Origin of the sequence: Mycobacterium sp. 852002-51163_SCH5372311 (assembly GCF_001667115.1) — a bacterium.
Lineage (GTDB): Bacteria > Actinomycetota > Actinomycetes > Mycobacteriales > Mycobacteriaceae > Mycobacterium.
Genome location: NZ_LZIJ01000076.1, coordinates 1 through 25,678 on the forward strand (window position 1 = coordinate 1; position 25,678 = coordinate 25,678).

20 protein-coding genes and 1 pseudogene are annotated in these 25,678 nt (G+C 66.2%); 12 read left to right on the forward strand and 9 right to left on the reverse strand.

Features of this window, described 5'->3' with window-relative positions:
* Positions 1-466 (reverse strand): annotated as a pseudogene (locus A5791_RS08910) (hypothetical protein); the annotation flags it as partial.
* A complete protein-coding gene (gene eccA / locus A5791_RS08915) occupies positions 466-2,301 on the reverse strand; it encodes a type VII secretion AAA-ATPase EccA (protein ID WP_067234106.1) in 1,836 nt (611 codons plus the stop codon). The pseudogene A5791_RS08910 and the gene eccA, both read right to left, overlap by 1 nt.
* 239 nt (positions 2,302-2,540) lie before the next feature.
* Between eccA and A5791_RS08920 the strand changes: the two genes are divergently transcribed.
* The 12 genes from A5791_RS08920 to A5791_RS08975 all read left to right on the forward strand — a co-directional run bounded on the left by A5791_RS08920 (position 2,541) and on the right by A5791_RS08975 (position 10,833).
* A complete protein-coding gene (locus tag A5791_RS08920; RefSeq protein WP_067234165.1) occupies positions 2,541-2,879 on the forward strand; it encodes a hypothetical protein in 339 nt (112 codons plus the stop codon).
* The gene (locus A5791_RS08925; RefSeq protein WP_067234169.1) at positions 2,876-3,226 is read left to right on the forward strand and encodes a YbaB/EbfC family nucleoid-associated protein; all 351 of its coding nucleotides are present in this window, start codon (positions 2,876-2,878) and stop codon (positions 3,224-3,226) included. The genes A5791_RS08920 and A5791_RS08925 overlap by 4 nt, the downstream gene beginning before the upstream one ends.
* 158 nt (positions 3,227-3,384) lie before the next feature.
* Positions 3,385-3,675 carry a hypothetical protein gene (locus tag A5791_RS08930; RefSeq protein ID WP_156661096.1) on the forward strand — a complete coding sequence of 97 codons (291 nt, stop codon included), beginning with the start codon at positions 3,385-3,387 and terminating at the stop codon, positions 3,673-3,675.
* Positions 3,676-3,686: 11 nt separating this feature from the next.
* Positions 3,687-5,075, forward strand: a complete 1,389-nt coding sequence (locus A5791_RS08935; RefSeq protein WP_082966830.1) for a hypothetical protein — start codon at positions 3,687-3,689, stop codon at positions 5,073-5,075.
* Between the two features lie 10 nt (positions 5,076-5,085).
* Positions 5,086-5,376, forward strand: a complete 291-nt coding sequence (locus A5791_RS08940; protein WP_067234110.1) for a PE family protein — start codon at positions 5,086-5,088, stop codon at positions 5,374-5,376.
* 83 nt (positions 5,377-5,459) lie between these two features.
* Positions 5,460-6,542: a PPE domain-containing protein gene (locus tag A5791_RS08945; RefSeq protein WP_067234113.1), complete on the forward strand. Its 1,083-nt coding sequence runs from the start codon at positions 5,460-5,462 to the stop codon at positions 6,540-6,542.
* Positions 6,539-7,366: an ESX secretion-associated protein EspG gene (locus tag A5791_RS08950; RefSeq protein WP_231995836.1), complete on the forward strand. Its 828-nt coding sequence runs from the start codon at positions 6,539-6,541 to the stop codon at positions 7,364-7,366. Before A5791_RS08945 ends, A5791_RS08950 begins: the two co-directional genes overlap by 4 nt.
* Before the next feature lie 66 nt (positions 7,367-7,432).
* The gene (locus A5791_RS08955; RefSeq protein WP_067234117.1) at positions 7,433-7,708 is read left to right on the forward strand and encodes a WXG100 family type VII secretion target; all 276 of its coding nucleotides are present in this window, start codon (positions 7,433-7,435) and stop codon (positions 7,706-7,708) included.
* Positions 7,709-7,726: 18 nt separating this feature from the next.
* Positions 7,727-8,023 carry a hypothetical protein gene (locus A5791_RS08960; RefSeq protein ID WP_067234121.1) on the forward strand — a complete coding sequence of 99 codons (297 nt, stop codon included), beginning with the start codon at positions 7,727-7,729 and terminating at the stop codon, positions 8,021-8,023.
* A 167-nt stretch (positions 8,024-8,190) separates the two neighbouring features.
* Positions 8,191-8,529, forward strand: a complete 339-nt coding sequence (locus A5791_RS08965; protein ID WP_067234124.1) for a hypothetical protein — start codon at positions 8,191-8,193, stop codon at positions 8,527-8,529.
* Positions 8,530-8,735: 206 nt separating this feature from the next.
* The gene (locus A5791_RS08970; RefSeq protein ID WP_156661097.1) at positions 8,736-9,992 is read left to right on the forward strand and encodes a hypothetical protein; all 1,257 of its coding nucleotides are present in this window, start codon (positions 8,736-8,738) and stop codon (positions 9,990-9,992) included.
* Between the two features lie 52 nt (positions 9,993-10,044).
* Positions 10,045-10,833 carry a hypothetical protein gene (locus tag A5791_RS08975; RefSeq protein ID WP_156661098.1) on the forward strand — a complete coding sequence of 263 codons (789 nt, stop codon included), beginning with the start codon at positions 10,045-10,047 and terminating at the stop codon, positions 10,831-10,833.
* A gap of 9 nt (positions 10,834-10,842) precedes the next feature.
* Here the strand turns inward: A5791_RS08975 and A5791_RS08980 are convergent, their stop codons facing one another.
* From A5791_RS08980 to eccCa, 7 genes are all read right to left on the reverse strand, one after another.
* On the reverse strand, positions 10,843-12,714 hold the full coding sequence (locus A5791_RS08980) for a hypothetical protein (RefSeq protein ID WP_067234133.1): 1,872 nt from the start codon (positions 12,712-12,714) through the stop codon (positions 10,843-10,845).
* A 25-nt stretch (positions 12,715-12,739) separates the two neighbouring features.
* A complete protein-coding gene (locus A5791_RS08985) occupies positions 12,740-14,695 on the reverse strand; it encodes a serine/threonine-protein kinase (protein ID WP_067234136.1) in 1,956 nt (651 codons plus the stop codon).
* A 26-nt stretch (positions 14,696-14,721) separates the two neighbouring features.
* Positions 14,722-15,492, reverse strand: coding sequence for a class I SAM-dependent methyltransferase (locus A5791_RS08990; protein ID WP_067234175.1), 771 nt, complete (start codon positions 15,490-15,492; stop codon positions 14,722-14,724).
* A 99-nt stretch (positions 15,493-15,591) separates the two neighbouring features.
* Positions 15,592-18,501: an AAA family ATPase gene (locus tag A5791_RS27460; RefSeq protein WP_082966831.1), complete on the reverse strand. Its 2,910-nt coding sequence runs from the start codon at positions 18,499-18,501 to the stop codon at positions 15,592-15,594.
* Between the two features lie 145 nt (positions 18,502-18,646).
* Positions 18,647-20,074, reverse strand: a complete 1,428-nt coding sequence (gene mycP, locus A5791_RS09000; RefSeq protein WP_067234140.1) for a type VII secretion-associated serine protease mycosin — start codon at positions 20,072-20,074, stop codon at positions 18,647-18,649.
* Positions 20,075-20,084: 10 nt separating this feature from the next.
* Positions 20,085-21,575 (reverse strand): type VII secretion integral membrane protein EccD, encoded by a 1,491-nt coding sequence (gene eccD, locus A5791_RS09005; RefSeq protein ID WP_067234143.1) that lies wholly within the window; start codon positions 21,573-21,575, stop codon positions 20,085-20,087.
* Positions 21,572-25,618, reverse strand: a complete 4,047-nt coding sequence (gene eccCa, locus A5791_RS09010; RefSeq protein WP_067234146.1) for a type VII secretion protein EccCa — start codon at positions 25,616-25,618, stop codon at positions 21,572-21,574. The genes eccD and eccCa overlap by 4 nt, the downstream gene beginning before the upstream one ends.
* Between the last annotated feature and the right edge of the window lie 60 nt (positions 25,619-25,678).

A 25,678-nucleotide genomic window follows, 5' to 3' on the forward strand; every position in this document is an offset into this window, starting at 1 on the left:
GCACCGCCGCAGCCCCCGCCACCGGAGGCTCGGGCCGCGGCGCGGGCCGCACCGGCGGCTGCGGCGGCAACTGCACGACAGCCGTGCCTTCGGACATCGGCCCCGGAAACACGGGCGCCGGCTCTTCGGCCACCGGGACGTCGGGCACCGGGACGTCGGGCACCGGATCGGCTTCGCGCGGCTGCGGTAGAGGTGGCGGGACCTCCATGACCCGCGTGGCCTCGGACATCGGGCCCTGAACCACCGGCGCCACCGCGTCGGCAACCGGCGGCTCGTCGACAACTGATGTCACCTCGTCAGCAACCGATGTCACCTCGTCGGCAACCGGCGCCACGTCGTCGGCGACAGATTCCTGGTCCTCCCGCGCAAGCTTGGCCTGAATCTGCGCCACCGGGATCGGGATGGTGTCCGCTTCGGTGCTCGGCTTGAAAGCCGATGCGGCCTTGGGGGCGTCGGATCCGCTCACTATCGGGTTCTCGAGGTCAGCTGTCGGGTGGACATACCGAGCACATTCTCCAGTGCGGCGCGCATGTCGCCGATTTCGATGCGCATCAGCTCCGTTTCGTCGAGGTCCTCGACGCTGATGTCCTGGCGTTCGCTCAGCCGATACTCCCGCTCCTCTTCGGCTGTTTCGATCACGTTGCGGACAAACCGCCCGTTGCCGACCAGGTCGATATCGCGGCGCAACTGACCGGAGTTGTCGACGGACTCGCTGTCGTACAGCAGCTGACAAGCACCCACCAGTTCGTCGTATGCCTCTTCGGACAGCTCGGAATCCCGCGTCTTGGCGATCAACCGGCCGATGTCGCCCAATTCCGTCGGGTTATACGAGGCGAACCGGATCCGTTTGGTGAACCGCGATGCCATGCCTTCGTTGGACGCCAGGAAGCGGTCGATTTCGGCGTCGTACCCGGCGATGATCACCACCAGCCGCTCGCGGTCGTTCTCCATCCGGGCCAGCAGGGTGTCAACCGCCTCGCGGCCGAAGGCGTCGCCGCCGGCCAGTCCGGACTGGATCAGCGTGTAGGCCTCGTCGATGAACAACACCCCGTCCATCGCCGAGTCGATCAGAGCCGAGGTCTTGATCGCCGTGCTACCCAGGTGTTCGCCGACGAAATCACTGCGCTTGGCCTCGATCACCGCGGGTGTCTTCAACAGACCCAAACCGCAATAGACCTGGGCGACGACGCGGGCGATGGTGGTCTTGCCGGTTCCGGGCGGGCCGGTGAAGGCCAGGTGCAGGCTGCGTGCGGCCGCACTGAGACCCTTCCCTTCGCGGACCCTGGCCAGTCTGGCGGCTGACCTCAGCTTGGCCACCTGCAGTTTGACGTCGCTCAATCCGATCTGACGGTCCAGCTCCGCCTGAGCCGCACGCAGGTACTCGTTGCTGCGTTCGTTCATGCCCTCGGCGTCGATGTCCCGCGTGCTGCGGGCAGTGCTGGGATCCCACCTGTCGGTGCGGGAATCGATGTCTTCTTTGGTGCTGATGATGAGGCGGTATTTCGGATCGTGCAGCGCAGCCGCATTCGCTTCGAACCCGGGCTCTTCGCTGTAGATCCGTTCGAAGATGACCCGCGCCTCGGGTTCCTTGCCCATCTCGCGCAGCGTCAGGGCTTTGCAGAATTCCGCGGCCCGGCTCGCGGCCGGGATCGGACCCTCGATCGCCTGATCGAGCCGGCGGATACCCTCGCCGAACAAGCCCATCTGCGCGCATGCCGAGCCCACCATCAGATGCGCACCGGCCGCTATGTACTCGTCGCTGAACGACGCCGAATTGGCAAGGGCGGCAAGTACATCCGGCCAGCGCTGGGTGGTGAAGTGCAACACCGCGCGGACGTAGGCGCAGATTTCCGCGGACTCCGCGTCGCCGTCGGGCATCGACCGGCGCATGGTGTCCAGCTCGTCGAGCACCCGCTCGGCCTCGTCGTAGTCCTTGCCCTGGATCATGGTGGCCGCGTATGCCAGCCAGACCTCGGTGAGCGTGCTCAGCGTGTAGTCCAGGTACAGCCCGGTCTGGAACCGGCCGGAAAGTGCGTGCCGCGGCAGCCCGAGCCGACGTTGCTCACGGTTCAGGTTCTCCTTGCTGGTCCGCCACAGGTTGTAGATCACCTCGCTGCTGACATCGCCGGCGGCGGCGCGCCCCAGCCAGGCGTCACTCATCTGCGGGTCGTGCTCGGTGGCGCGTTTGAATGCCAGGGTGGCGTACTGAACGTCGCGGTCGGTCTCCAACCCGTCGATGGGAATTCCCAGTGACAGCACGCCGGCGTCGAAGACCCGCTGCGCGTCCCTGGTGCCACTCATCTACTCGGTGTCCTTACTGCTCGTGCCCCACCGGCAGTGCCGGCGTCAGTCGCTCCGCACACATGAAACGGCCGCCGGGTGCGGCGAACGGACGTCGCAGTCGCCCCCCGTAGCGGCGCTAACATCCTTTTCCCACGTCTCAGCGGTAGAAAGTATTGTACCGATCTGATGAGTTGCATTGCGTCGCCAAATCCGGCCCCGAATCTCCGCTGGATCGGCGACGCGCGGAGGTGACGCGCGTGCCAGGACAACAGCAAAAGCTTCCCGTCCGGTCCCGAACCGGGACCATCGCCGTCGTCACCACCGAGCGTGGATTGCCGACGGCACTCAAGATCGACCGCAGTGAACTCGGCAGGCCGCCGCAGGAATTGGCCGGCGAGATCTTGGCGCTTTGCCAGTTGTCGGCGCTGCGCGCCCAGGTGGCTTACCGCCGTGAGCTGGCGGAGAAGGGCTATACCGCGTCGGTGATCCGCGAGCTCGGCCTGCCCACCGAGGATGACCTCGCCCGTGCCGAGCAAGAGCTGTTCGGCGAAGACGAGGCCGACGAGCCTCCGGCGACGTGGATGAGGTCGGTATGACCAGCCTGGCGCAGTCGGTTATCGCACGGGCCATCAAGCAGCGCGACCTGCTGCAGTCGATGACCGAGCAGTCGAAAACCATTACGGCCCGGGTGACCAGCCGCGATCGCGCGGTCAGCGCCGAGGTCGACGGGCTCGGCCAGTTGACCGGTTTGTGGCTGGGGCCGCCGGCGACCCGCCTCGATCCCGACGCCTTGGCCCAACTGATCGTCGACACGGCGCAGGCCGCGGCGCGGGTAGCCGCAGAACGGTACAGCTTCCTGTTGAAGGAGTTCACCGAACGCATGGCGGAGCTGCAGAAGGCTCCGCTGGTGCGCTCGGACGGCACCATTGTCGAGCCGGAGTGACGGCGTGCGGCACGCGCCGGAACCCTTTGGCGCGCATGAATCGCGGCCGCTGCGGAAGTCTGATTAAATTCGTGCAGTTTATTGCTGGCGGGCGCGCTTACCGTTGAACCACCGGCACTAGCTGCAGGGTCAGTGGAAAACCTGGGGGAGAAGCAACGATGACATTCGCAATGCAGCCCGAGTTCATGCACACGTTCAACGGTGCCCAAACGGGGGCGCACGCCTTGATCACCGGCTCGTACAGCGGGCTTACCAGCGCCCAGCTGGCCGGATGGTCGATGACTTATGGTCCACTCGCGGTGGCGAACATGATCCCGACGTTGTACGAGACGGCCGCCAGCAACTTCACGAGCGCGATGGAAACAGCGGTCAAGCACTTGGAGCTCGGAGTGGCATCCACCGTCGTGGAAGGCGCCCACGAGGCAGTCGACAGCGTCACCGAAGTCTAGGACCTCGCGCGATGGCCACCCTGGAATCCGCTCCGGACGCAGGGCCACCCGGTCATGCCGGGATGACGCCTCCGGATTTCGATCATCTGCCGGTCGTCAACCAGCTGGAAAACAACCTGCAAGCCTGGCTGAACCGCCCGGTGCAGGACATCCTCGACCAGTTCAACCTCGGGCAGCTTCCCACCGGAGGCCCGGATTTTTCGGGGCTTTCGGGTGAGGGCATACCCGCGAACCTCACCGGGGCATCCGGCGCGGGCGGTAAGGGCAGTAACTTCACCGGTGGGCTGCTCAGACCCATCACCGACATGCTCGGCACGCTGGGTCCCGGCATTTTCCAGGGCCTGAACCCGACGCAGATGTTCAGCGGCGTATCGCAGGCTTTCCAAAGTGCGGCCGGCGGGCTCCAGCAAGCGTTGAGCCAGATGGCCGGCGGCATGGGTGGCCAGGGCTGGGCCGGTGCGGGCGCGGGCGCTGCCGCCGCGAGGACGGGCGAGACCCTGGCCAACGGCGCCGCCGTCGCCGGGCAGGGCACCGCGCTGGCGGGCCACTACACTGCGGCGGCCGCGAACGTCGAGCAGGGTCACGCGCGGCTGATCGAGATCCTCACGCAGTGTCAGCACGAGCTCGAGGCCCTTTCTGCCGGGCTGCCCTGGACCGCTCCCAACATGGTCGAGTCGGCGTCCCGGGCCACCGCGCTGGCCACCGAATGCATCACCGAACTTGAGAGCACGCTGACCACCCAGGCCGCGGCGACCAGCGCCACCGGCGCGCCGCTCGCGATCGCCCAGGGACCCGAGATGGCGATGGGGATGGTGGGCCCGATGCTTTCGGTGGGGATGAGCATGATCGGTCCCGCGCTGTCCATGGGCGCAATGCCGCTGACCATGGGCGTCCAGGCAGGTACCCAGGCCCTGCAGGCCGGCCTGCAGGCGGGCACCGGCCTGATTTCGAGCGTGGGCCAAGCACCAGGCGCGACGGGCGCCGCGTCACCGGCCACGGCCCTCGGTCATCCGGCCCGGATGGTGAGTGCGACACATCCCACCGGCGGCGGACACGGCGGTGGCGGCGGACCGGTCGCGACCACCCCGGCCCGGACGACGCCGTCTTCGCCGATGGTGCAAAACGAACACAACGCCGCCACGTTGGGGCGCTCCGTCGTCGCGCGGCCGGCCGGCGGCGGTGCCGGGATGAGCGGCGCAGGCATGATGGCGCCCGGCGCAGGCTACGGCGCGCACGGCGGGAAAGCCGGTGCGAGCGGAAGCCATACGTCCGCGTCGTTCCTGCACACGACGGATCAAGGCGGCGAGATCGTCGGAGACCTCGGCAACGCCAGCCCGCCGGTCATCGGCGAAACCGCTTCCGATCCCGACGACAGCCCCGATATCAAACTTCAGATTTAGGAGCACTGAGATGACCGACAACAATCGCCTGTCAATCCGTCCCGACGAGGTCACCGAGGTCACGCGTCAACTCGACGAACTCGCGAACCGCATGCAGCGCGTGGTGCAGACCGAGACGCCCAACCTCACCGCCATCGCGTCGGGTCGCGACGAGGTGTCCCAACGCGTCGCCCACACCCTCAACGAGGTACTCGGCTCGTTTACCAAGGCGTCCGACCAGGGCTCCAACGAGATGCATGAGGTATCGGCAACGCTGCGCTCACATGCCGGGCGCATCGCCGAGGCGGACCTCGCGGACTGACCACCTCGACGCTTCTGGCGACGTCGGCAAGGGCGTCGCAGACCAGGGCGTCGAAGAACAAGACATCGAAAGGGGGGTAAGGCATGGGATTCACCAATGTCGTGTGGGAATCGCGCAGCACCGAACAGCTTGCGCGCGACCTCACCGAAGGCCCCGGCCCCTCCTCGGTGGGTGAAGCCGGAGCGGCTTGGATTCGCGTCGCAAACGAGTTCGCAAAGATCTCGACCGACTACGACCGAATCATCGAAAGCATCAGAAGCTCGTGGGAGAGCAACGCTTCAGAAGCCGTCGTCCGCAAACTCGAAACGTTCGGAAAGTGGCTACAGGCCGCTAGTTTGAGCGCCGCGGCAAATGGACGGCGGGCCGAGGAAGCCGCCGTCGCCAATACCGTCGCCATCCTGTCGATGCCGAGCGTCGCGGAAGCCGTCGAAGCCAAGGCGGCCCAGGACATGATGGCATCACTGTCGGCCTACAACGGTGCCATCCTGCAGGGCAGCTTCGCCGAGTTCGACGAGGCGGCCTCCGCCCAGCAGGCCGACGCCGCCGCGGTGATGAGCCGCTACGAGGACGCCGTCACCGAACTGGCCCAACCCTGGGACCAGCCACTCCCCCCGCAGGTCGTCAATGGCGCCGCCCTCGAAGCCGAGAAGGACGGCAAGTCCGGCGGCGGTTCACACGGAGGCGGGGGCGGCGCCGGCGGCGCGGCGCCCCGACAGTTGTCGCCCATGATGGCCACGCCCGTCAAGGGCAGCGCAGACGCGAAACCGCTGAAAAAGACCGGCTTCTCGAGCAATGGGTCCGGCAACGGCGGGATGGGCCGCGGCGGCGCGGGCTACGCGCCGATGGCCGGGCACCGGCGTGACGAGGGCGGCCGTTCGTACGAGTCGTTCCGGGAGGCGGAGTTGCTGGAAGGCGGCGGCGAACCGGGTGCGAGCCTGTCGGACGGCGACCACTCCTGGTTGCCGGCGGCCCAGCAAAGCGATGCGCCATTCACCGTCTCGCACGTCAGCTGGGGACCCAACACCGCGATCTTCGATCAGCTGGCCGCACCCGAACCACAGCCCGTGGAGGGCTTTGCCGAGGAGCCGGAGCGGACGTTGCAGCAGGTGTCCGATCGATGGGTCTCCCCCGCGGTCATCGGCGCCGATCAGGAGCTGGCGCTATGACAGTTATGACCAGGGCCGTGCTCTCCGGTTTCACCCTGTCCGACGACGAGCTGCAGGTCATCGGATCGCGGATAGGTGTCCAGGGGTTTCCGACCGTGCTGGGCGTGCGGCCCCGGTACGAGACCGTCGACGCGCTCGACGCAGCGTTCGACGCGGCAACCCGAAGTCTCGTTTCCCGAGGCCTGATCATCGATGGGGCGATCGAGCCCGACTTGGTGCCGATACTGCGGGCACTGCGCCGGCCAGAACGGGAGCTGGCGATGCGTCTCGTCACGCCCGACGGCATCGCGCGGCTATGTGTGGTCCGTTGCGGCGGATGCGGGGTGGTGGCGCGACGGGTGGGCAACGAGATCGTGCTGCGGGTGGCCGACGGTTCTTCGGACCTGGCGTGGGCCACCCAAGCGCTGCTCGGTGAGTTGCCCCGGGCCGAGGCAGCGCAGATGTCTCCGGTGGGTGCGCCGGCGGAAATGGTGAGCCGCAACCTGATCGGCACCCACGACCCGGCGCAGCTGGCCGATCGCGTGCGGGCGCTGGGAGCCGAACCGCGGGCGGCGATGGTGCTGGGTGCGGCGCTCGCGTCGCGGGTGGCGTTCGCCGAAATCGTCTATTACGCGCTGTGCAGCGATCAGGACCGCATCTCGCGCCGGCCGGCCGCGGTAGGGGTGTTCTACACCAAGAGGGGCCGCATTGTCGGGGCGCCCAGTGCGTCACCGAGCGGACAACTGTGGACCACATTGAAGCCCGGTTCCGATCACGCGATCGGGCAGGCAATCAATCAGCTTGTCGAATTGTCGCCGGACCAGTGGGAGGCGACATTGGTGTAACACGGTATCACGCGGAAATCAGACCACCGTGTCCGGCGATTAAGGACACACGACAAAGGAGAAACAATGGCAGCAGGGCAATTTGAACTCACTGAAGATGCCGATCCCCATGTCAAGAATATCAACGATCATCTGCAGACGACAGATCGGCTGCTGGCCAAGATGGAAGACGAAGTCGACCAAATGGTGCAGTTGAATTGGCACGGTCAGCAAGCGCAGTCATTCCATGCCCGGATGGCCGAGCACCTCGACCATATGCGCCAGATCCAGGCACAAACCGATCAACTTGCGCAAAGCTCCATGCAATTCATTCAGGCGCACCGGAACGTCGACGGCGGCTAGGAAGTTAGGTACAAACTCATGACATACGGCATCAAATACAATTTCGAAGCCAACTACGGCACGCTGGATGCGATCAGGAGCATCACGGCGGACGCCGAACAAATGCGGACCGAAATCGACGGCCTTTTCAACGCCCTGACTTCGGGTCCGTACACCGGACACGCCCCCGAAGAGATCAACGGGCTTAGGGTCAGGTTCTCGCACGAGATGGACGAGATCATCCAAGATCTGCACGCCACCCAGGTGCGGGCAGTCGACCAGAACCAACTGGTCCAGGACCTCGACAACAGCCAGGCAGCAAACATCCTCGGTTGATGTCATTCGAGCAGGCTGAGGCCCGGGCTCGCCAGAGTCGGTGAGTCCGGGTTCTTCAGTTTCATGACGCCGGTCAGAAGGCGTGTCCAGGGGAACGGCCGAGTGGCAGTGCGCCTTCAAAGCCACCGTTTCCGCCTTCACGCGAAGCGGAATGTGGAAGGAATAACATGACGACGAATGATCCGTCGCTCAATCAAATCACGAGCTATATGCGGCAACATCAGGCCGACCCGCAAAACCTTCAATTCTCGCAGGCCAAGCAGCAGGAGTACGTGGGACGCATCAACAACCTGGGAATGGTGTTGAGGGATAACCTCACAAAGATCCACGGTGTGGACGACTGGCAGGTTGGACTTTTCACGTCCGCGCTTCAGACCAAGACTAATCTAAGCGCCGACGTCAAAGACATTCAGAGTCTGGTCAACGGATACCTCGGGTTTGTTTCCGCGTTTGCCGAAGCGGTGCAAGCCGCCGGCCACAACATCCAGACGACGGACCAACCCTAAGCCGGCGGACAACTGCTCTGGTGACGAGCGGGAAATGAGAGGGGGCGAGGTTGGCACCGGAGCCTGATCCGAACTTGGCCGATTTGCTCGGCGCCCCTGAGGGCTCGCCGGGCAACGGGCCTTTGCCTGTTTCGCCGCCCGCTAACCCGTTACCACCTTTTGCTCCCGCACCTTCCAACCCGGCAGCCGGGTTCGGGGGCACCCATTTGGGCGAACTGAATAAGAACCCCTCCCTCAACGGCACGGAATTGCCGCTACATGCCCGGTCAGCCGTGCCCGGTGAGTGGGTCGACAAATATGAAACCGCGCTCCGCGCGATGAAGCCGGCAGCCGAGAATCTCGACGGTCATGCGCAAGACTGGAGATCCCTGCACGACGAGGTTGTCGGGGTCCGGGACGAATTTCTACGCTGGCTCGACCAAACTTTGAACGAGCCAGACGGCTGGCGCGGTCAGACAGCCATGGCAATCGTCAACAAAGCGAAAGAGTCTTTGAGCAAGCTCGACGAACTGGCCATGGCGGCATACACAATGAGCATTTTGATCGAGGCCTTCGGCAATGTCATCACCGGAACTCGAAACCTCATTGTCGGCCGAGAAAATGAATATATCAACGAGGTGCTTAAATGCTCCGAAAACTCTACTCCGGAAACCCGGAAGGATAAAGAGAATCAACTCAACCTCTTCGCGCAAGAGGTGATAAACACACTCTACAATCCGTCGATCTCGGGTATAAGCGGCAAGCATCCTGAAATCAGCACGACAAGTCCCACGGTAGGCGTGCCGGGCGGTGCTCCCCCCGGGCTGGGTTTCCCCGGTGGTTCGGGCGGTCCCGCAGGGCCCGGAGCGATCAAGCCCGGCGGTTTGGGTATGCCGGAACTTCCCTCGCCCAACGGGCTCACGGGTCCGACGGACCCAGCGAGCGGGCAAGGTATGCCGACGATGCCTGCCGGCTCGCCGCAAGGTGCCGGGGATGCCGCCAAGGGCGCGGGCAACGCGGCCGGCCAAGGCGCCAACGCCGCCAACCAGGCACTGGATCAAGCAACGAAGGGTGGCCAGAAGAACCCGTCGGGAGGCCTGCCCGGCGGTGTCCTCACACCGGCCGCGCACGGCCTCAACCGGCCGACCAAAGCCACAGGCTCAGGCGGTGCTCGAGGCGCAAGCGGAGCGGCACCACGCGGTCCGTCGCTCGGCAAGCCCGCTGCCCAGTTGACGCCGGTGAGCAAAGCGGCGGCCAGCGCCGCGGTACCGGCTTCCCGGGCAGGTGTCAGCGGAGGCAACGGAGCCCCTGTCGCCGGTGCGCCGGCCGCAGGCCATCAAGGAGGCAAAGCCGGCAAGGAGCACCGGGTGAGTAAGGCGTTGCGCCACACCAAGCATGGTCAGGACGTGATCGGCGAGGCCGACGCCGTCGTCCCGGTGGTCGGCGATGAATCCGAAGCCGTCGGGCCGCGCCGCCCGGGGTAGGTCGGTCGTTGCTGACGGACCTCCCTCGTCAGGCACTGCCGACCGGAAATTGGTGAACATGACGAACGCGAACCGCGTGGTGGGACTCAATCGAGTGGGAAAGATCGATCTGCTCGATGTGAAGATCATCAGCGAGTACTACGGCCGGGCATTCATGCCATATCCATTCATGGAGACGCGATCTCACCCCTTCGCCAATTACGAGGAATATTCTGCCTACGCGACGTCAGTTCCCGATCGTTACAACCACGGCGACTTGCACATGTTCCAGAAGTGGTTTTCGACCTACATCGATGCCGATCTGCGTGTCGAATGCAGCGTGCATGAATTGAATTCAGAATCTGCGGGTCAGCGAATTGTCGCTCATCGCTTGGACCACCTTGGTTACTTGGCGATACAACAGCCCGACGACGTGGTTGAAGTGTTGACGCTAAGTGCCTATGACTTGGGTGCGGCGATAGCAGGAACGGTTGAACTGACCAAGCCGGGAAAGCATCCGGCCATATTGATCCCTGAGTATGGACAAGGGCTTAGCGGCCACCGCGACGACGAACTCGTCGCTGTGCAGGCACGGCCTGTCGCCCCCACAGGGGTCACCGTTCCGCGCGCGGAGGTGACTGTGTTCGGCAGAGTGCAGAGTCACTGGCAACCTGCACGCGATTGGGGGTTCGACGCCACCAAGAGCGCGGTTGTCTGGGTGCGTCTGGGCGACGACGGCGAATACCTCCTCGCTCCGGATTTGAGTTGTGCGAAACCGATGACGGCGCGGGAATTGAGCGACCGAATCGATCGGCTCATCGCCAAGAATGTGGCGGTCCTGCGGGAGTTGCGCGGCCGCTGACGCCGGCAGTCACTCCGGTGCGCGCAGCGACACGATGGTGTCGCTTTTGCGGGTGCGTTGCAAAAGGCCGTTGTCGACTTTCCAGATGACGACCCGACTGTCGTCGGGTTCTGACGGCGTCTCCCACAATGTTTGACACGTCGAGGCGTCGATGGCGACGTTCTTGGCGGTGTCCTGCGTGAGGATGATGTTCCCGTCGGACGCGACATATGCGACGCCGAGATGCATTTTGCAGGTAGGTCCCGAGCGGCCGGTGGGCAGATCCCATTGCTGCCAGCTCTCGTCGGGACCGATCAAGCTTCTCCTGACGTAGAGTTTGGTGCCGATGGTCTGGAATTCGCTGGCGACCGATTCGCCTGGAATTCGGGCGAGCAGTTTGCCGCCGGCGGTGTAGACCATCCACTCGGGCCGAGACTCGGGATTGACGACGAAGATCGGCGTCGCGGCATCCTGCATCGGCGAGGCGAAACCGACTTCTTGGCGCGCGACCTCACGACCGCGGGTGTCATAGAACAAGACGCCCCCGGACACGCCTTCCTGGTAGTGGTACGCAAAGCCGCCGTTGTAGACGGCGGCGCGGTCGATGGTTATGCCCGCCGCGGGATTCGGAGTCAGGTCTTTGCCGTCGATCACCGAGAAGACCCGATCCTTGGGGCCGGATCGATCGGAAGCGGTTCGCCGCTGCAGCGCCACTGTCAAGGGAGGGATGTCGCCGACTCTCAGGTAGTTCGGCAACACGACCTCTCCGTCGCCTGGCACGAACCAGGTCAATTCCGCCTGCGGCCCGACGCCGTAGACGCCCTTGCCCTTGACGGCGGCGACCAGCCGGGTTTCGCCCCGATAGTTACCGACGGCCCGTATCCTCGGCCCCGGTCCGTACTGTTCCTGCGGATACAACTCGGTGCGGCCGGTGAAGGTCACTGCGCCGCGGTCGAGGTCGATCACCCACACCAGCTGCGGTCGTTCCTTGCGGTATCCCTCGGTCAGGCACACCGCGACCGAAGGACCATTGCTGTAGCAGTCGCTTGCGCCTCCGTAGAAACCGGTGAGCGCGACGGGTGCGAACAGCCGCTTGCCGCTGCCGGTATCCAGCCCGTACACCCAGCCCATCGGATTCGAGCAGGGGCCGTCGTCGCAGTGAGCGGTGACGAAGTAGGCCTTCTGGCCGCTGCTGGCGAACAGGTCTCCGACCGGCACGTGGGGCGGCAGCCCGATGTCGGTGGCGCGGACCCGCCATCCCGGCACCGGCTGGCGGTTCAGCGGGAAAGACACCAACAATTCTTTCGGCGTGCCGGTCGGCGGTGGTGCGGGCGGTGCAGTGCCTGCGCCGGGCGCGGTGCCGCCGCGTTCGCCCGACCACGGATGCCACCAAACGACCGCGACCAGACTGACAACCAAGACCGTCACCGCGCCGACAGTGGCGGCGATCCACCGGCCTCGACGGCTCGGCCGTGGGGCGGCATCGCTGCTCGGCTGCGACGGCGCCTCGTTGGCTGACTGCTCCCCAGTCTCCGGCTCAACCCAACGGAAACCGTCCGGCGGGCGCGGCGGGGCAGAGACCGCCGCGGCCGGTTCGGCGCGGGCGGACAACCGCCCGTCGGCTGCACAGTCGATGACCAGCCGCTGCCAGGGCGCGCCGGCTGCCGCCGCGCGGCGTTGATGCTCGGCAAGAACACTAATGGCGCCGGCTGAAACGCTCGAAGGCAGTTGCCGGCCGTCTGCCGTCGTGACGAACGCCTGCGCTACCACCGGTTGCGATGACGGTTCGAACTCGCCGTGTAGCTGCTGCCAGCCCGGCGGCGCTTCGGTCAACAGCAGCTTGACCGCGTCCTCGACGAGGTCCCGATCACGAACCCGACCTCCGTCGCCGTCCGCCGTCACAGGCCAAGATTAAAGCAGCGCACGCTCAGCGGGCCGGCTCGATCACCGACACGGTGTTGTTGCTGTTGGCGGTGTAGGCGGTGTGGGTGATGGAGTCGACAGCCACCGCCCACAAGCGGGCGCCGACGTTGATGGTGGCGGTGACGGCGTGATTTGTGGTGTCGATGACGGACACCGTGCCGTCGGTGCTGTTGGTGGTGTAGGCGGTGTGAGCGGTCGGATCCACCGCTATCCCCCACGGATTCGTGCCGACTTTGATGGTGGCGGTGACGGTGCGATTGGTGGTGTCAATCACCGACACGGTGTTGTCGCCGTAGTTGGCGGTGTACGCCACATGGGCGGTGGGGTCGACGACGACGCCGAGCGGGCCGTTTCCGACGGTGATCGTGGTGTTGGTGAGCGTGTGGTTGGCGGTGTCGATGACCGACACGGTGCCGTCGCTGTTGTTGGTGATGTAGGCGGTGTGCGTGAGAGGATCCACGGCCACCCACTCCGGGTGTTTGCCGACTTGGACGGTGGCAGTGACAGCGTGGCTGGCGGTGTCGATGACCGACACTGTGTTGTCCCAATTGTTGGCTGCGTAGGCGGTGTGGGTGGCGGGATCCACCGCTATCCCCCACGGGTTGGTGCCCACTTTGATGGTGGCGGTGAGGGTGCGGCTGCTGGTGTCGATGACCGACACCGTGTCGTCGCGGTTGTCCGCGGTGTAAACGGTGTGCGTGATCGGGTCGACGGCCACCCCGAGCGGACCTCTGTTCACCGGGATCGTGGCGGTAACGCTGCGGCCGGTGGTGTCGATGACCGACACGGTGTTGTCGCCGTAGTTCGCGGTATAGGCGGTGTGGGTGGTGGGGTCGACCGTCACACCCTCGGGGTGCTTGCCGACCGGAACGGTCGCGGTGACGAGGGCGAGGACGGTGCTGGGCGGAGAGTTCGCCGGCTTGTGCTGCCGGTGACTGATCCAGTAGGGAATCGCGGCGGCTGCGACCAGGACGACGGCGGCGATCGTGGCCAGCAAGGCGATCCGGCGGGGAAGCCCGGATCGCTTCAGTGTGACGGCGTCCGTACCGGGGGGACGCACCGTAGCCTTCCGGGACGGTGTGTCGCCGCGATGTTGCGAAGGATTCAATACGCGATCGGCGGCGGTCGCGAGTTCGCCCGCACTCGCGTAGCGGTCGTCGGGGTCCTTGGCCATGCCTTTGGCAATGACCCCGTCGAATCCGGCGGGAATGCTCGCCCGATCCTGGCTGGGCCGCGGAATCGGAGATATCATGTGCGCCGCGATCAGGGCGGCCACGTCGCCGGTCGGATAGGGCGAGCTGCCGGTCAGGCACTCGTAGAGCACACAAGCCAACGCGTAGATGTCGGCGCGGTGGTCGACCTCCCCGCCGGCGAGTCGCTCCGGCGCCATGTAGGCGAAGGTGCCGATCGTGTTGCCGGCGGTGGTGAGTTTGGCGTCGCTGGCAGCATTGGCCAGCCCGAAGTCGACCAGGCACGCGAAGTCACCGGGAGCCAGAAGTACGTTGGCGGGTTTGACATCTCGATGGATGATCTGCTCGGCGTGCGCCGCATCCAGGGCCGAGGCGATCTGAGCGACGATCGAGACCGCCCGCGCTGGATCCAGGGCACCGCTGTCGTCCAGCACTGCCCGCAAGTCGGAGCCCGGGATCAACCGCATGTCGATGTAGAGCTGGCCGTTGATCTCTCCGTAGTCGTGAATCGGAACTACGTGCGGCTCGTTGAGCCGGCCTGCGGTGCTGGCTTCGCGGAACAACCGCGCGCGAAAAATCGGATTGTCCGAATATGACGGCGGCAAGAGTTTCAGCGCAACGGTCCGGTTCTTCTTGGTGTCGACGGCCGCATACACTTCGCCGAACCCGCCGCGGCCCAGCAATCGGGTGAGCACGTAGTGCCCGAATCGCGATTCGCTGGGCCACTCCGCCGTGGTGCGGCCGGCCGGCGGTTCGTCTACCAACAGCACCCCCTAGCGGTCACGATCCGCCGGCGTCAGCGCGGCTTGTGGGCCTCTATCAGTACCCGTGAGGTGTGGGTGACGAATGCCCCGTCGGCTTCGATCTGCTGGTGCAGTTTTAGCAGCTTATCGCGGTAGTTTTCGACCGCGAACCCTGGAACGACCCAGTCCAGCTTGCGCAGGAAATAGATGACGGCGCCGATGTCGAAGAATTCCAGCCGGATCTGCTCGTGCCGTAGGTCGACCACGTCGAGACCGGCCGCACCCACTTCGGCCCTGACGGTATCGGGGTCCAGCTGTCCACGAATCCGGCGTTCGGGTTGCGCCCCCGCGAAGTACTCGATGAGCGTGCGCAGGTAGATGACGCCGACATGCTGGGCGAAATATGTGCCGCCCGGTTTGAGCAACCGGGCGATCTCGTCCCACCACACCGCCGAAGGATGCCGACTGCACACCAGATCGAAGGCGGCATCGGCGAACGGCAGCGGCAGCTCGTCGCCCTTGGTCGCGACCACGACGACGCCCAGCGGATGCAGTAGCTGGGTGGCCAAAGCGATGTTGGGCGGCCACGGCTCAGTGGCGGCCATCGTCGGGGGAAAGACCGGACCGGCCCCCGCCAGCACCTCACCCCCGCCGGTGTAGATGTCCAGCGCCGAGCCCACCTCCGGCAGGCGGGCACGCAACAGTCGTTGATATCCCCACGACGGGCGCTGCTCGGTGGCCCTGCCGTCCAGCCAGGAGAAGTCCCAGCCCGCAACGGATACCGAAGCGGCCTCTGCGACCAGCTGCTCGAAGGTGCGCTCCACGTCGCACATCATCGCATGCAGCCGGCTGCTTCGGGGCGCGCGTGCGACCTTGCCGTCGCGGGTTGTCACACGGTGCGCCGCAAATCGAATAGCTTTGCGCTAGGCCTGTTCTCGAGCGGGTCGCAGTCGTCCGAAGTTTTCGGCCACCGCCCCGGCCAGTTCCAGATACGCCTGTCTGGTCGCCGGCCTGAGCCGGGCGAAGTCGACGTCGGCCCCCTCGGCGAGATGAGGATCGAACGGGATCAGATGAATTGAGCGGCAACGCGGCTGGAAATGCTCGTACACCTTGTCCAGCTTCAACGCTGCCGAACCCGGACGCGAAGCGCTGAGCACCACATGAGCTTCCCGGACCAGTCCCGAATGTCCGTGTTGCATAAGCCAATCCAACGTTGCCGACGCACTGCGAGCGGCGTCGATGGCCGGCGAGCTCACCAGCACGATGGTGTGGGCCAGGTCCAGGATCGCCGACATCGCCGAATGCATGATCCCGGTGCCGCAATCGGTCAGGATCACGTTGTAGAAGTACCGCAATATCTCAACCGTACGCCGGTAGTCTTCTGCGCCGAACACCTCTGCAACAGCCGGGTCCTGTTCGCTGGCAAGCACTTCCAACCTGCTGGCCGCCATCAGGGTGTGGTTTCGAACGTCGGCGTACCGGTGGATGTTGGGATCGGACAACAGATCACGCACCGTCGACGTGGTCGACGTGTCCCCGACCCGTTCGGCCAGGGTGCCGCGGTCGGGATTGGCGTCGACGGCGATCACCCGGTCGTGGCGAACCATCGCCAATGCCGACCCCAATCCGAAAGTGGTGGTGGTTTTGCCGACTCCACCCTTGATCGAGAGCACCGCGATGCGGAAGTCTCCGGCGATCGGCTGGCGGATTTCGGCCAGCAGGTGTTCCTGCGTGCGTTCCTTGCGAGACGCTCCCGGATTGACGTGCCCGCCAGTCGCGTTGTGCACCAAGCGGCGCCAACCCGACGGCGGCGCAAAGCGATACGGGTTGGTGATCTCCGCTTCGTCTATCGAGGGCGGCACCCGGAAAGGCTGGTAGTTCGGGGGTGGCACTCCGGCCGGCGGCCGCGGCGGGCCCGGTGGCGATCCAGGACGTGGCGGTTGGTCGGTGGCCGGGGGGTGGGACGCCGGGTGCGGCTTCGGAATCGCCCGCTGACCGGGCGGCGGTCCGGGCCACCAGGGCGGCGGGGGAAACGGGCCCGGAAGTGGCGGTGGCGGCCACGGCGGTAGGGCGCCCGGACGTGGTCCCGGGCGGAATCTGGCCGGCGGCGCCTGGGGCGGCTGGGGATGCGGTGTGCGGTGTCGACTGGACGCTGCAGGCGGTTCAGCTGCCTGCGCGGGCGGCTGCTCGTGCAACACACCTCGATCCTGGTCGGGAGCCCGTTCGAATTCTGCCGAGATCATCGGAGTAGCCATCTGCCAGGGCGGCGGCGCCGGTCGGCGCGCGGCGGGCCCCTTTGACCGTTCCTCGGCGGGAGGCGCCGTGTTGGGGCCGTCCTGCGCTGGCGACGGGGCTTCGACCGCCTCGGCCGGGACGACGGGTTCTTGCTCGTTGGTCGGTTCAGCCGGCGCGTCGGTCTCGGGCGCGTCGTCGAGCGGGACCTCGACGCTCGGCTCCTCCGCGGGCGGCCAGTGCGTCTCGGCGGCATCGTCCGCGAATTCGACCACCGCTTCCGGTTCAGCCGGCGATTCGTGCTCTGACGTAGCGTCTTGCGATGAATCCACGTGGGCCTCAGCATCACTCGAAAACTCCACGGACAACCATTCCGGGGCTGCAGCGTCCGATTCGTCGCCGAGTGTGGAGTCGACCGCCGATTCCTCCGGTGCGGCCGTGACGTGTGCCCGCCTGGCCGCGATCTGCTCGAGCAGGGCCGCGGCTCGCAACTCGATGTCATCGAGTTCCCGGGGTGCGGATGCACCGGGAGTCGGCTCGTCGGATGCCGACGATTCGGCGAACGTGTCAGGCTCCGGTGGAATGTCAACGACCGGCTCGGCCTGTACCGAAAGTTCAACGGGCGGCTCAGGTTCCACCCGAAGCTCGAAGTCCGGCTCTGGCTCGGGCACAACCTGAGAACGCGGTTCGGGTTCAATCTCGGGAACCGGCTCTGGCTCTGGCCAAGATTCGTCCGCCCATGCTGTTTCCGCCGGCGGCTCGAATTCTGATTCAGCCTCCGGCGTGTTCGGCAACTCGCTTTCCGCGGACCACGGCTCAGCATGCCGTGGCTCCCCTTCATCGACCGGCGGTGCCGTCGCCTCGGGAGTTTCCGCCATGGGAGGAGCGACGTCCTGGTCATCCTCCCTCGGCGCATCCTTGCTGGCCTCTGGCTCGGCCGGCAACGGTGGTTGGTCGATTTCCGTGCGCGGCAATGGCGTCTCCGGCTCAGCGGCGATCGCCTTTTCCGCGGGCTGACGAGGCCGGGAAACCTGAGCAACCTGAGCAACCCTGTCGACCTCAGGGCCAGGCGCGGGACGTCGTGGCGGCGGAAAGACGGGCGGTGGTTCGTCGGCGGTCGCAGCGGCGCGCACCTCGGGCGGCGGCTGGTCCAGGTGTTCCCGACGTCGGGGGCGGTCGTATCTCACCGCCACCCGCTTCGGCCGAAACTCCGGCGCGTCCTCGGGTTCGGCTTGGGACTCCCCCGCGCCCGTCGGCTCGGGCCGCGACACCGGGATGCGCTCCCGCCTCGGTGGGACCTCAGTGGAGCCGCGAGAAGGCGCCCCGGCCAGAATCTCGTCGCGCTTGGCTTCGGGGATAGCGGGGTCGGCTACCGCGCGTTGCTGTCGCGTTTCGCGCTTGCGTGTCGAGCCCTCCGACTTCTCCGAGTCGTGGCCGTTGACGTCCACCTCGGCCTCGTCGGCGCGATGTTTGCCGGCATCCTCTTTGTCTTGCCGTTTCCCTCGACCGAGGTAGACGCGCCGTCGCTTTCTCTCATCGGGCAACCAGGGAGGACGCGCCAACGAACCGCGCTCGTCCCCGGCGGGTGTGTGCTTGGCCAACGTCCCCCCTTTCTTTCAACCGGTTCCGGGTTGCGCACCGTCTCCAATCGTACGTAGCGCAAAATGCTTAATTTTCAGTTCGAGACTCCCACACATTGCCGCGGCCCACGACGCCGATTCCGCTCGGGATCGACCCGCGGCCCGGCTACTGCTCCGGCAGGTCAGCGCTGGAATCGGCGGCTCGCGCAGCGCGGCGCCTGCCGGCCACCGAGAGCGCCCAGGCAACCCCCGCCAGCGCCACGGTTGCCAGTGTGACCGACAACACGATGATCCGTGCGCGCTGGCTACCCGGATCAACGCGAGGGCGGCCGGCGATCGGCGTCGCCGCATCGGGGTTGGGCTGCCGGTTTGCCGCTGGAAGGCGGTAGGTCAACGCCGCCACCGCGTCGACCACGCCGTATCCGGTGGCCTCGTTCGGCCCGGCACCCGGCATGTGGGCGGTCCGCTTGATCAGATCCATCACCTGACCGGCGTTCAGGTCGGGAAACCGGGACCGGATCAGGGCCACCACTCCGGAAACGAACGGCGCCGCGAAGCTCGTGCCGTTGATCACCGCCAATCCTTGGGTGCTCATGATGGCGTTGATGAGGCCTGGTCCGTGTGAGTCCAGCGAGACGATCCGCTCACCGGGTGCCGCCACGCCCACCCAGGGCCCGCGCAGGCTGAAATCGGCGGGTTCTCCGGACGTGGTCAACGCGCCGACCGTCAACACATAATCGTTGAACCAGGCCGGGCTGGCGATGGTCCGCACCGAATCCCACCCGCTCTGCAACGGCATGTTCGGGTCCGCCATGGCGTTTTGGGTTTTGCAGAAATCTTGGCTGTTGACGTTTCCCGCCGCGGCCACCACCACCACGTTGTGTTCGTACGCGTAGCGAACCGCGCGACCGAGTTGCACATCGTCGAGCCCGGCACCGACCGGGCTGCACGCCACTTCCGACAGGTTGATCACGGTGGCGCCCAGGTTGACCGCGCGCGTGATCGCGTACGCCAGAGTCAAGGTGTTGCCGTATCCCTTCGATACCGCGTTGGGATCATTGGCCTGCCCGGAGCCCCCCTCCTTTACGCCGTAGACCGTGCTGTTCTGCCGGATCGACAGGATCGTGGCTTCCGGGGCCACCCCGGCGAAGCTGTCGCCGGCGCTGGGCGAACCCGCGATGATTCCCGCAACCACGGTTCCGTGAGAGTCGCAGTCCTGCAGGCCGTCGGTGTTGGACACGTAGTCGCCGCCGCCCTCCAGCGCCGGCAACCGCGGGTGCCGATTCACCCCGGTGTCGATGACGGCGACCTTCTGTCCGGCGCCGCGGGAAAACCGCCACGCGCTCACGTAGCCGAGCATCGCTTCCGCGCTCGTCTGCAGAGCGAAATCGGTCTGCGGCAACACGCCGGTCGGGATCCCGCAGATCGCTTTGAGATCCGTCGGCTCGACCGGGCCGAGCGGGCCGTTGGGGGGTGGCCCCGGTTCCACTACCGGGGGCCGAATCGCCCACGCCGGCGCGGGATTGGTCAGATTAATCGAAGCCGCCAACATCGACGCGGCCAGCACGGCAGCGATCCGTCGGCTGATTGTCATCGGGCCCAAGTCACAATCCCAGACGCTGGTAGACGCCAATTACCCACAGCGCCAACGGGATCAAGGATCCGACGGCCGCGTACTCCGCATAGGCAAGCAGCGCCGCCAGCCGGGGGGACAAGCCACCGCCGGCCCCGGTCAACCCGGCTAAAGCAGTACCAACCGCAACGGCAAGCAGCATGCCGAGCCCCGTCACCGGCATCGGGGTGATCCCGCCCTGGGCCATCACGCAACCGACCACGACAATCGCGGCGGCGGGCACCGCCAACGCGGCGCGCTCGAACCAGGTGTCGACGGTTCTGCTGCGCAGAGCCAGCACCGCCGCGCAGGCCAGCGCGAACACAAACGCGGGCCAGTGCAGGACGCCGCTGCCCAGCAGCAGCGTCACGTCCACCGCCACACCGGAAGCCAAACCGGTCAGCAACGCCGCACGCGTTACCGCCGCCGACTTCGCCCTTGCCCAGACGGCCTCCGCGGTCGGCATCGCCGTGCCCGAATCGCCATCGCGGTCGTTGGTCGACGCGGGCGGCTGGAACGGATTCTCGAAGTCCCAGTCCTCACGGTTGGTTGCCACAGCAACCGTCGGTGTCTCGAATCGGCCCAGCCGCACCGTAAGCCGCGGAACCGTGAGGCAGATCAGTATCGTCGCCACCGCCGACGTGACGAACACGATGTCGGCTCGTCCATGCAATGCACGGCCGAGCATTGCGATGCCGATCAGACCGAACGCCAGCGCGCCGGCCAGATACGCCCAGTGCCCGGTACCGATCACCCGGTCGTAGACAGCGCACAGCACCAGCACCGTCGCACAAGCGGCGGCCAGGCCGAAGTAGCCGTAACGGGCCAGCACGGCCCACGCGATACCGGCCGTGATCGGAACCGCCGCCCAGCCAAGCGCCGCGGCCACGTCGTCGAGCCCGTAGGAACGGTGCGCCAACCCGGCCCCGCCGGTCAGCATCAGCACCACGGCCGCGGCCAGGGCGACGATCACGTAGTGGCCGGCGTGGTTCGCGAGGGATCCCCGGCCGAGCAGGCAATAGACAATGGCCAGGGCGGCCAGGTGGACACCGGCGAAGGCCATCCAGCGCGCCGATGCCGCGTTCCAGGCGGCGTAGGCCGCTTTGTTCAGCCGGCCGACGGCGTCGACGACGTCGTCGTACAGGATGGGCGGCGACAGGGCCCGCTGTGACGACAGCCGCAGCAATTCGCCACTGCGCACCCCGGCTTCGCGCAGGGTTTGGTCGGGTCGCAACGCGGTGCCGTCGTCGAATCTGCTGAGCACCCAGAATGTCCGGCGCTCGTCTTTCGACGTCGCTTCACCGTCGCGTTCGCTGTCCCGGGATCGGACGAGCCGGGCCAGCTCCGGAACGAAGCCGGACACCGGAACATCCAGTGGCAGTGCGATGTCCAGCTGCGTGCGCCCTCCGAACACCGATACCCGGATGTGGTCGGGAGCGGCCGACGCCACCCGGATTCGCCTGAGCTCACTGACCCCGGTCATAGGTCCGGCATCCTCGACAGCTGGATCACACCGTTCTTCATGGTGCGCGACACCAGCATTCCCCGTCCCGGGGGCATCTCGGTGGGCTTATAGCCGAACAGCGCGCCTTCTTCTTTCGTGCCGCTCATCACTAAACCGTTGCACGACAAATCCTTGAGTCGTCCGATGAACTGGTCCATCATGGCGCGCGCCGCGCCGCCGATGCGGCGGGTCACCACTACCCGCAGACCGATATCGCGGGCCTGCGGCAGATATTCGACCAACGGGCTCAACGGGCTGCTCATCGAGCCGCTCACGATCAGGTCGTAGTCGTCGATCATGACGTAGATGTCGGGGCCCGACCACCACGATCGGTCCTTGAGCTGCTGCTGGGTGATGTCGCTGGGCGGCAGCCGATCTTTCAGCGTCGCCGCGAGCGCCGTCATCAGCTCCGCGCAGGACTGCGACGCCGTGGCGTATCCGCCCAGATAGTCGTTGGCCACGACGCCGAGCATCGAGCGACGGAAATCGACCAGAACGATCTTGCACTGGTCGGGCGTGGTGTTCTCCATCAGCCCGGTGGCGATGTTGCGCAGCAGACCGGTCTTGCCGCACTCGGCGTCGCCGAACGCCACCAGATGTGCCTGCGCATCGAAATCCAGTACCACGGGGCTCAATTCGGCCTCGTTGATGCCGATGGCAACGCATGACCTGCCCAGCATCCCGGCCGATTGCGCCGCCCGAACCACGGCGCCGCGATCCACCTTGTGCGGCAGCATCCGAACGCGCGGCGCTTGCCGGTTGCCGTAGTGGGCACGCATCGCGGTGACCGCTGCTGCCACGCCTTCGGGCAGATCGTCGACGCCCGAACTGGAATCGAGCCGTGGCAGCGCGATCAGGATGTGCAGCCGTTCGTGACTCATGCCCCGCCCGGGGCGGCCGACGGGGATCAGCTCGTTGAACCTGCGGCCGACGTCGCTGTCCAGTGCATCACCCAATTTCAATTCGATGCGAGTACCCAGCATGTCCTTGACGGCCGCGCGCATCTCCATCCAGCGCGATGCCGAGATCACCAGGTGTACTCCATACGAAAGCCCTTGGACGGCAATCGAATTCAGGGTGGGCTCGAGCAGCTCGAAGTCGCTTCTGATCGATGCCCAGCCGTCGATCACCAGGAACAGGTCGCCGAACTTGTCCTGGCTCAACGGATCCTGGGCGGCGACATCGGGCGGCAGGGTCGCCAGGTGCGCCTTGCGCGCCCGGAAGTCGCGCATCGATTCGATGCCGAGATCGCGGAACCGCAGCTCCCGGGCCCGCAGCACGCCCGACACCTCGGCCACGGTGCGCCGGATCGCATCGGCGTCCATCCGGCCGGCCACGCCGCCGACGTGCGGCAGATTGGCCAGACTGGATAGCGTGCCGCCACCGAAGTCCAGGCAGAAGAACTGCACTTGTTCCGGGGTATGGGTGGCCGCCGCCGACATGATCAGCGTGCGCAACGTTGTCGACTTGCCCGACTGGGGGCCGCCGACCACCGCGACGTTGCCCTGGGCTCCGGACAGATCGATCATCAGGACGTCGCGGCGCTGATCGTAGGGCCGGTCCACGACACCCATGGGCATCCACAACCGGCCGTCGAGGTTCTCGCGCGCCGACCAGTCGGCGTCCGGCAGTAGCTGATTGATTGCGGGACTTTCGTCCAGGGGCGGCAACCACACCTCGTGGGCGGGCCGACCGTGACCTCGCAGCCGCGACACCACGACGTCGAGCAATGTCGTCTTGGTCGGAGACGACGGCATACCGGAACCCGCCACAAGCCCTTCTGGTTCCGGGGCAGCCGGCACCGCATCCTTCTTGACGGGCGTGGCCGTGAACAGTTTCGGCGCCAGTGCGCCCAGCTGCCTACCCCGGCCGCTGTGTGCGGCACGGCGCGGCGGGACATACTCGCCCGAAACGTAGCACGTGTTGAACCGAACCGGTTCGGACGCATCGCATTTCAAGAAGGCCGAGCCGGGGACGCTGGGCAGGTGGTAGGCGTCCGGCACGCCCAGGACGCTGCGCGACTCGCCCGCAGAGAAGGTCTTGAGCCCGATCCGATAGGACAGGTGCGAGTCCAGCCCGCGCAGCTTGCCTTCCTCGAGCCGTTGCGAAGCCAGCAGCAGGTGCACGTGCAGCGACCGGCCCAACCGCCCGATCATCACGAACAACTCGGCGAAATCCGGTTTCTGCGACAGCAGTTCGGAGAACTCGTCGACGATGATGAACAGCGCCGGCAGGGGGTCCAGCTCGGCGCCATTGGCCCGGGCGCGTTCGTACTCGTTGACGTTCGGGAAGTTGCCGGCCGCCCGCAGCAGTTCCTGACGCCGGTTCAACTCACCGGCCAGCGCGTCGCGCATGCGGTCCACCAGGTGGAGCTCGTCTTCCAGGTTGGTGATGATCGCCGCGATGTGCGGCACCCCTCCGAGCCCGAGAAACGTTGCACCGCCTTTGAAGTCGACCAGCACCAGGTTCAACACGTCGGGTGAATGCGAAGTGACCATCGACAGCACCAGCGTGCGCAGGAATTCCGACTTACCCGAACCCGTTGCGCCGATACATAATCCGTGTGGACCCATGCCGGACTCGGCGGACTCCTTGATGTCCAGCTCCAGCGGCTGACCGTTTGGTGTGTACCCGATCGGCACCCGCAGCCGTTCCCGCGGAGAGCGCTTCCGCCAAATCTGCTCCGGAACAATCTCCGCGGCATCGGGAATCTTCAGCAGCGCCATCAGCCCTGGGTCGGTGGCACGCGAATCGGCCTCGAGGCTGACGATGTGCGCGGCGCTGGCCAGCCGGTAACGGCCAATTCGGCGGGCGGTCGCCTCGGCTTCGGCGACGGTGATCGTGTCGGGGGTGGCGAACCGCTCTACCCCGACCGCGGTACGAGCCCCGACATGCTCACCATCCGAGTCGCCTGCTGAGCCGCCTTCCAAGACCAGCTGCAGCCCTCGGCGGTTGGCCACCGCGTCGGCGCCGTTCAGGTCCAGCAGCGTGACGCTGTCCAACCCGGCGTCGGTGACCAGTCGTTCGGTGCCGCTGATGTACCCGTCGTCGATAACCACCACCAGCTGTTTGAGGCCTTTGACCGGCTCGGCGTTGCGGCTGAACCGGCCCCGCTCCCCCAGGTCGGTGGCCAGCGCCCGCTCCAGCAGTTCCAGGCTCGGAAAGAGCAGCCGCAGCGAGCCCATGCCGTCGCGGGCCGTGGCGTGCTGGGCTTGCGGCAACCACTTGACCCAGCGCCAGTTCTCGCCGTCCGGATTGGCGGTCACCACCGCCACCTGCACATGGTCGGGGCCGTGAAAAGCGCACAGCTCCAACACCATCGACCGCACCAACTGCCGCGCCAGCTTTCGGTCGCCCTCGAACGTGATGGCGGGAAATGCCCGCAGCGACACCGCGGTAGGCAGTGCGTGCACCACGGAATGGGTCTTGACGAACCGGCGCAGCGCCACCGTCGACACGGGTTCGAGATCCTCCGGCGGACCGGTCTCCGGGGCCAGCAGCCGGGTGGCCAGCCGGTGAGTCCCGATGCCCACCCGGACGTGACAGAAGTCGTTGTCGCTGGGCCGGCGTTCCCACATTCGGCGGCTGCCCACGACGTCGGCCAAGGCCCGCGGATCGGGATGACTCCACTCCAGGGCCGTGCGCTGCCCCTCGCCGGTCATGTCGGCGTCGTCGCGCAGGTTGGCCAGGTAGCTGAAGTAATCCTTGCGCTCTTCGTTGAGCTCGGCCGCCGCCTTGCCGGACCGCGCGCCGCCGCCCATGAACATGCCGGCCATCGACATGACCATCATCATCGGGAAGATCAGGAACATCGGGTTCTTCGTCAGGTCCCGGCCCCCGACGGTCACCATCAGCGCGATCATGCCGATGACGGCAACGATGAGCACGAACGGCAGCAGCTTCATCAGGAGGTTGCCCGGAATCACCCGCGGCACCTCCGGCGGAGCCTGCAGGTTGACTTCGCCACCCGGCATCCGTGGCGGCGACACCCGCAGTCGGCGCACAAAACCCTGGGTACTCAACAGGTCATTCCCCGAAACTCGAAAGCAAATTTAAAGACGTCCCTAGGTATTGTCACCAAC

Excerpts from the sequence above, each read along its gene's own strand:
- eccA (WP_067234106.1), bottom strand. The coding sequence starts at position 2,301 with ATGAGTGGCACCAGGGACGCGCAGCGGGTCTTCGACGCCGGCGTGCTG.
- A5791_RS08925 (WP_067234169.1), top strand. The coding sequence starts at position 2,876 with ATGACCAGCCTGGCGCAGTCGGTTATCGCACGGGCCATCAAGCAGCGC.
- A5791_RS08930 (WP_156661096.1), top strand. The coding sequence starts at position 3,385 with ATGACATTCGCAATGCAGCCCGAGTTCATGCACACGTTCAACGGTGCC.
- A5791_RS08935 (WP_082966830.1), top strand. The coding sequence starts at position 3,687 with ATGGCCACCCTGGAATCCGCTCCGGACGCAGGGCCACCCGGTCATGCC.
- A5791_RS08940 (WP_067234110.1), top strand. The coding sequence starts at position 5,086 with ATGACCGACAACAATCGCCTGTCAATCCGTCCCGACGAGGTCACCGAG.
- A5791_RS08945 (WP_067234113.1), top strand. The coding sequence starts at position 5,460 with ATGGGATTCACCAATGTCGTGTGGGAATCGCGCAGCACCGAACAGCTT.
- A5791_RS08950 (WP_231995836.1), top strand. The coding sequence starts at position 6,539 with ATGACAGTTATGACCAGGGCCGTGCTCTCCGGTTTCACCCTGTCCGAC.
- A5791_RS08955 (WP_067234117.1), top strand. The coding sequence starts at position 7,433 with ATGGCAGCAGGGCAATTTGAACTCACTGAAGATGCCGATCCCCATGTC.
- A5791_RS08960 (WP_067234121.1), top strand. The coding sequence starts at position 7,727 with ATGACATACGGCATCAAATACAATTTCGAAGCCAACTACGGCACGCTG.
- A5791_RS08965 (WP_067234124.1), top strand. The coding sequence starts at position 8,191 with ATGACGACGAATGATCCGTCGCTCAATCAAATCACGAGCTATATGCGG.
- mycP (WP_067234140.1), bottom strand. The coding sequence starts at position 20,074 with ATGACAATCAGCCGACGGATCGCTGCCGTGCTGGCCGCGTCGATGTTG.
- eccD (WP_067234143.1), bottom strand. The coding sequence starts at position 21,575 with ATGACCGGGGTCAGTGAGCTCAGGCGAATCCGGGTGGCGTCGGCCGCT.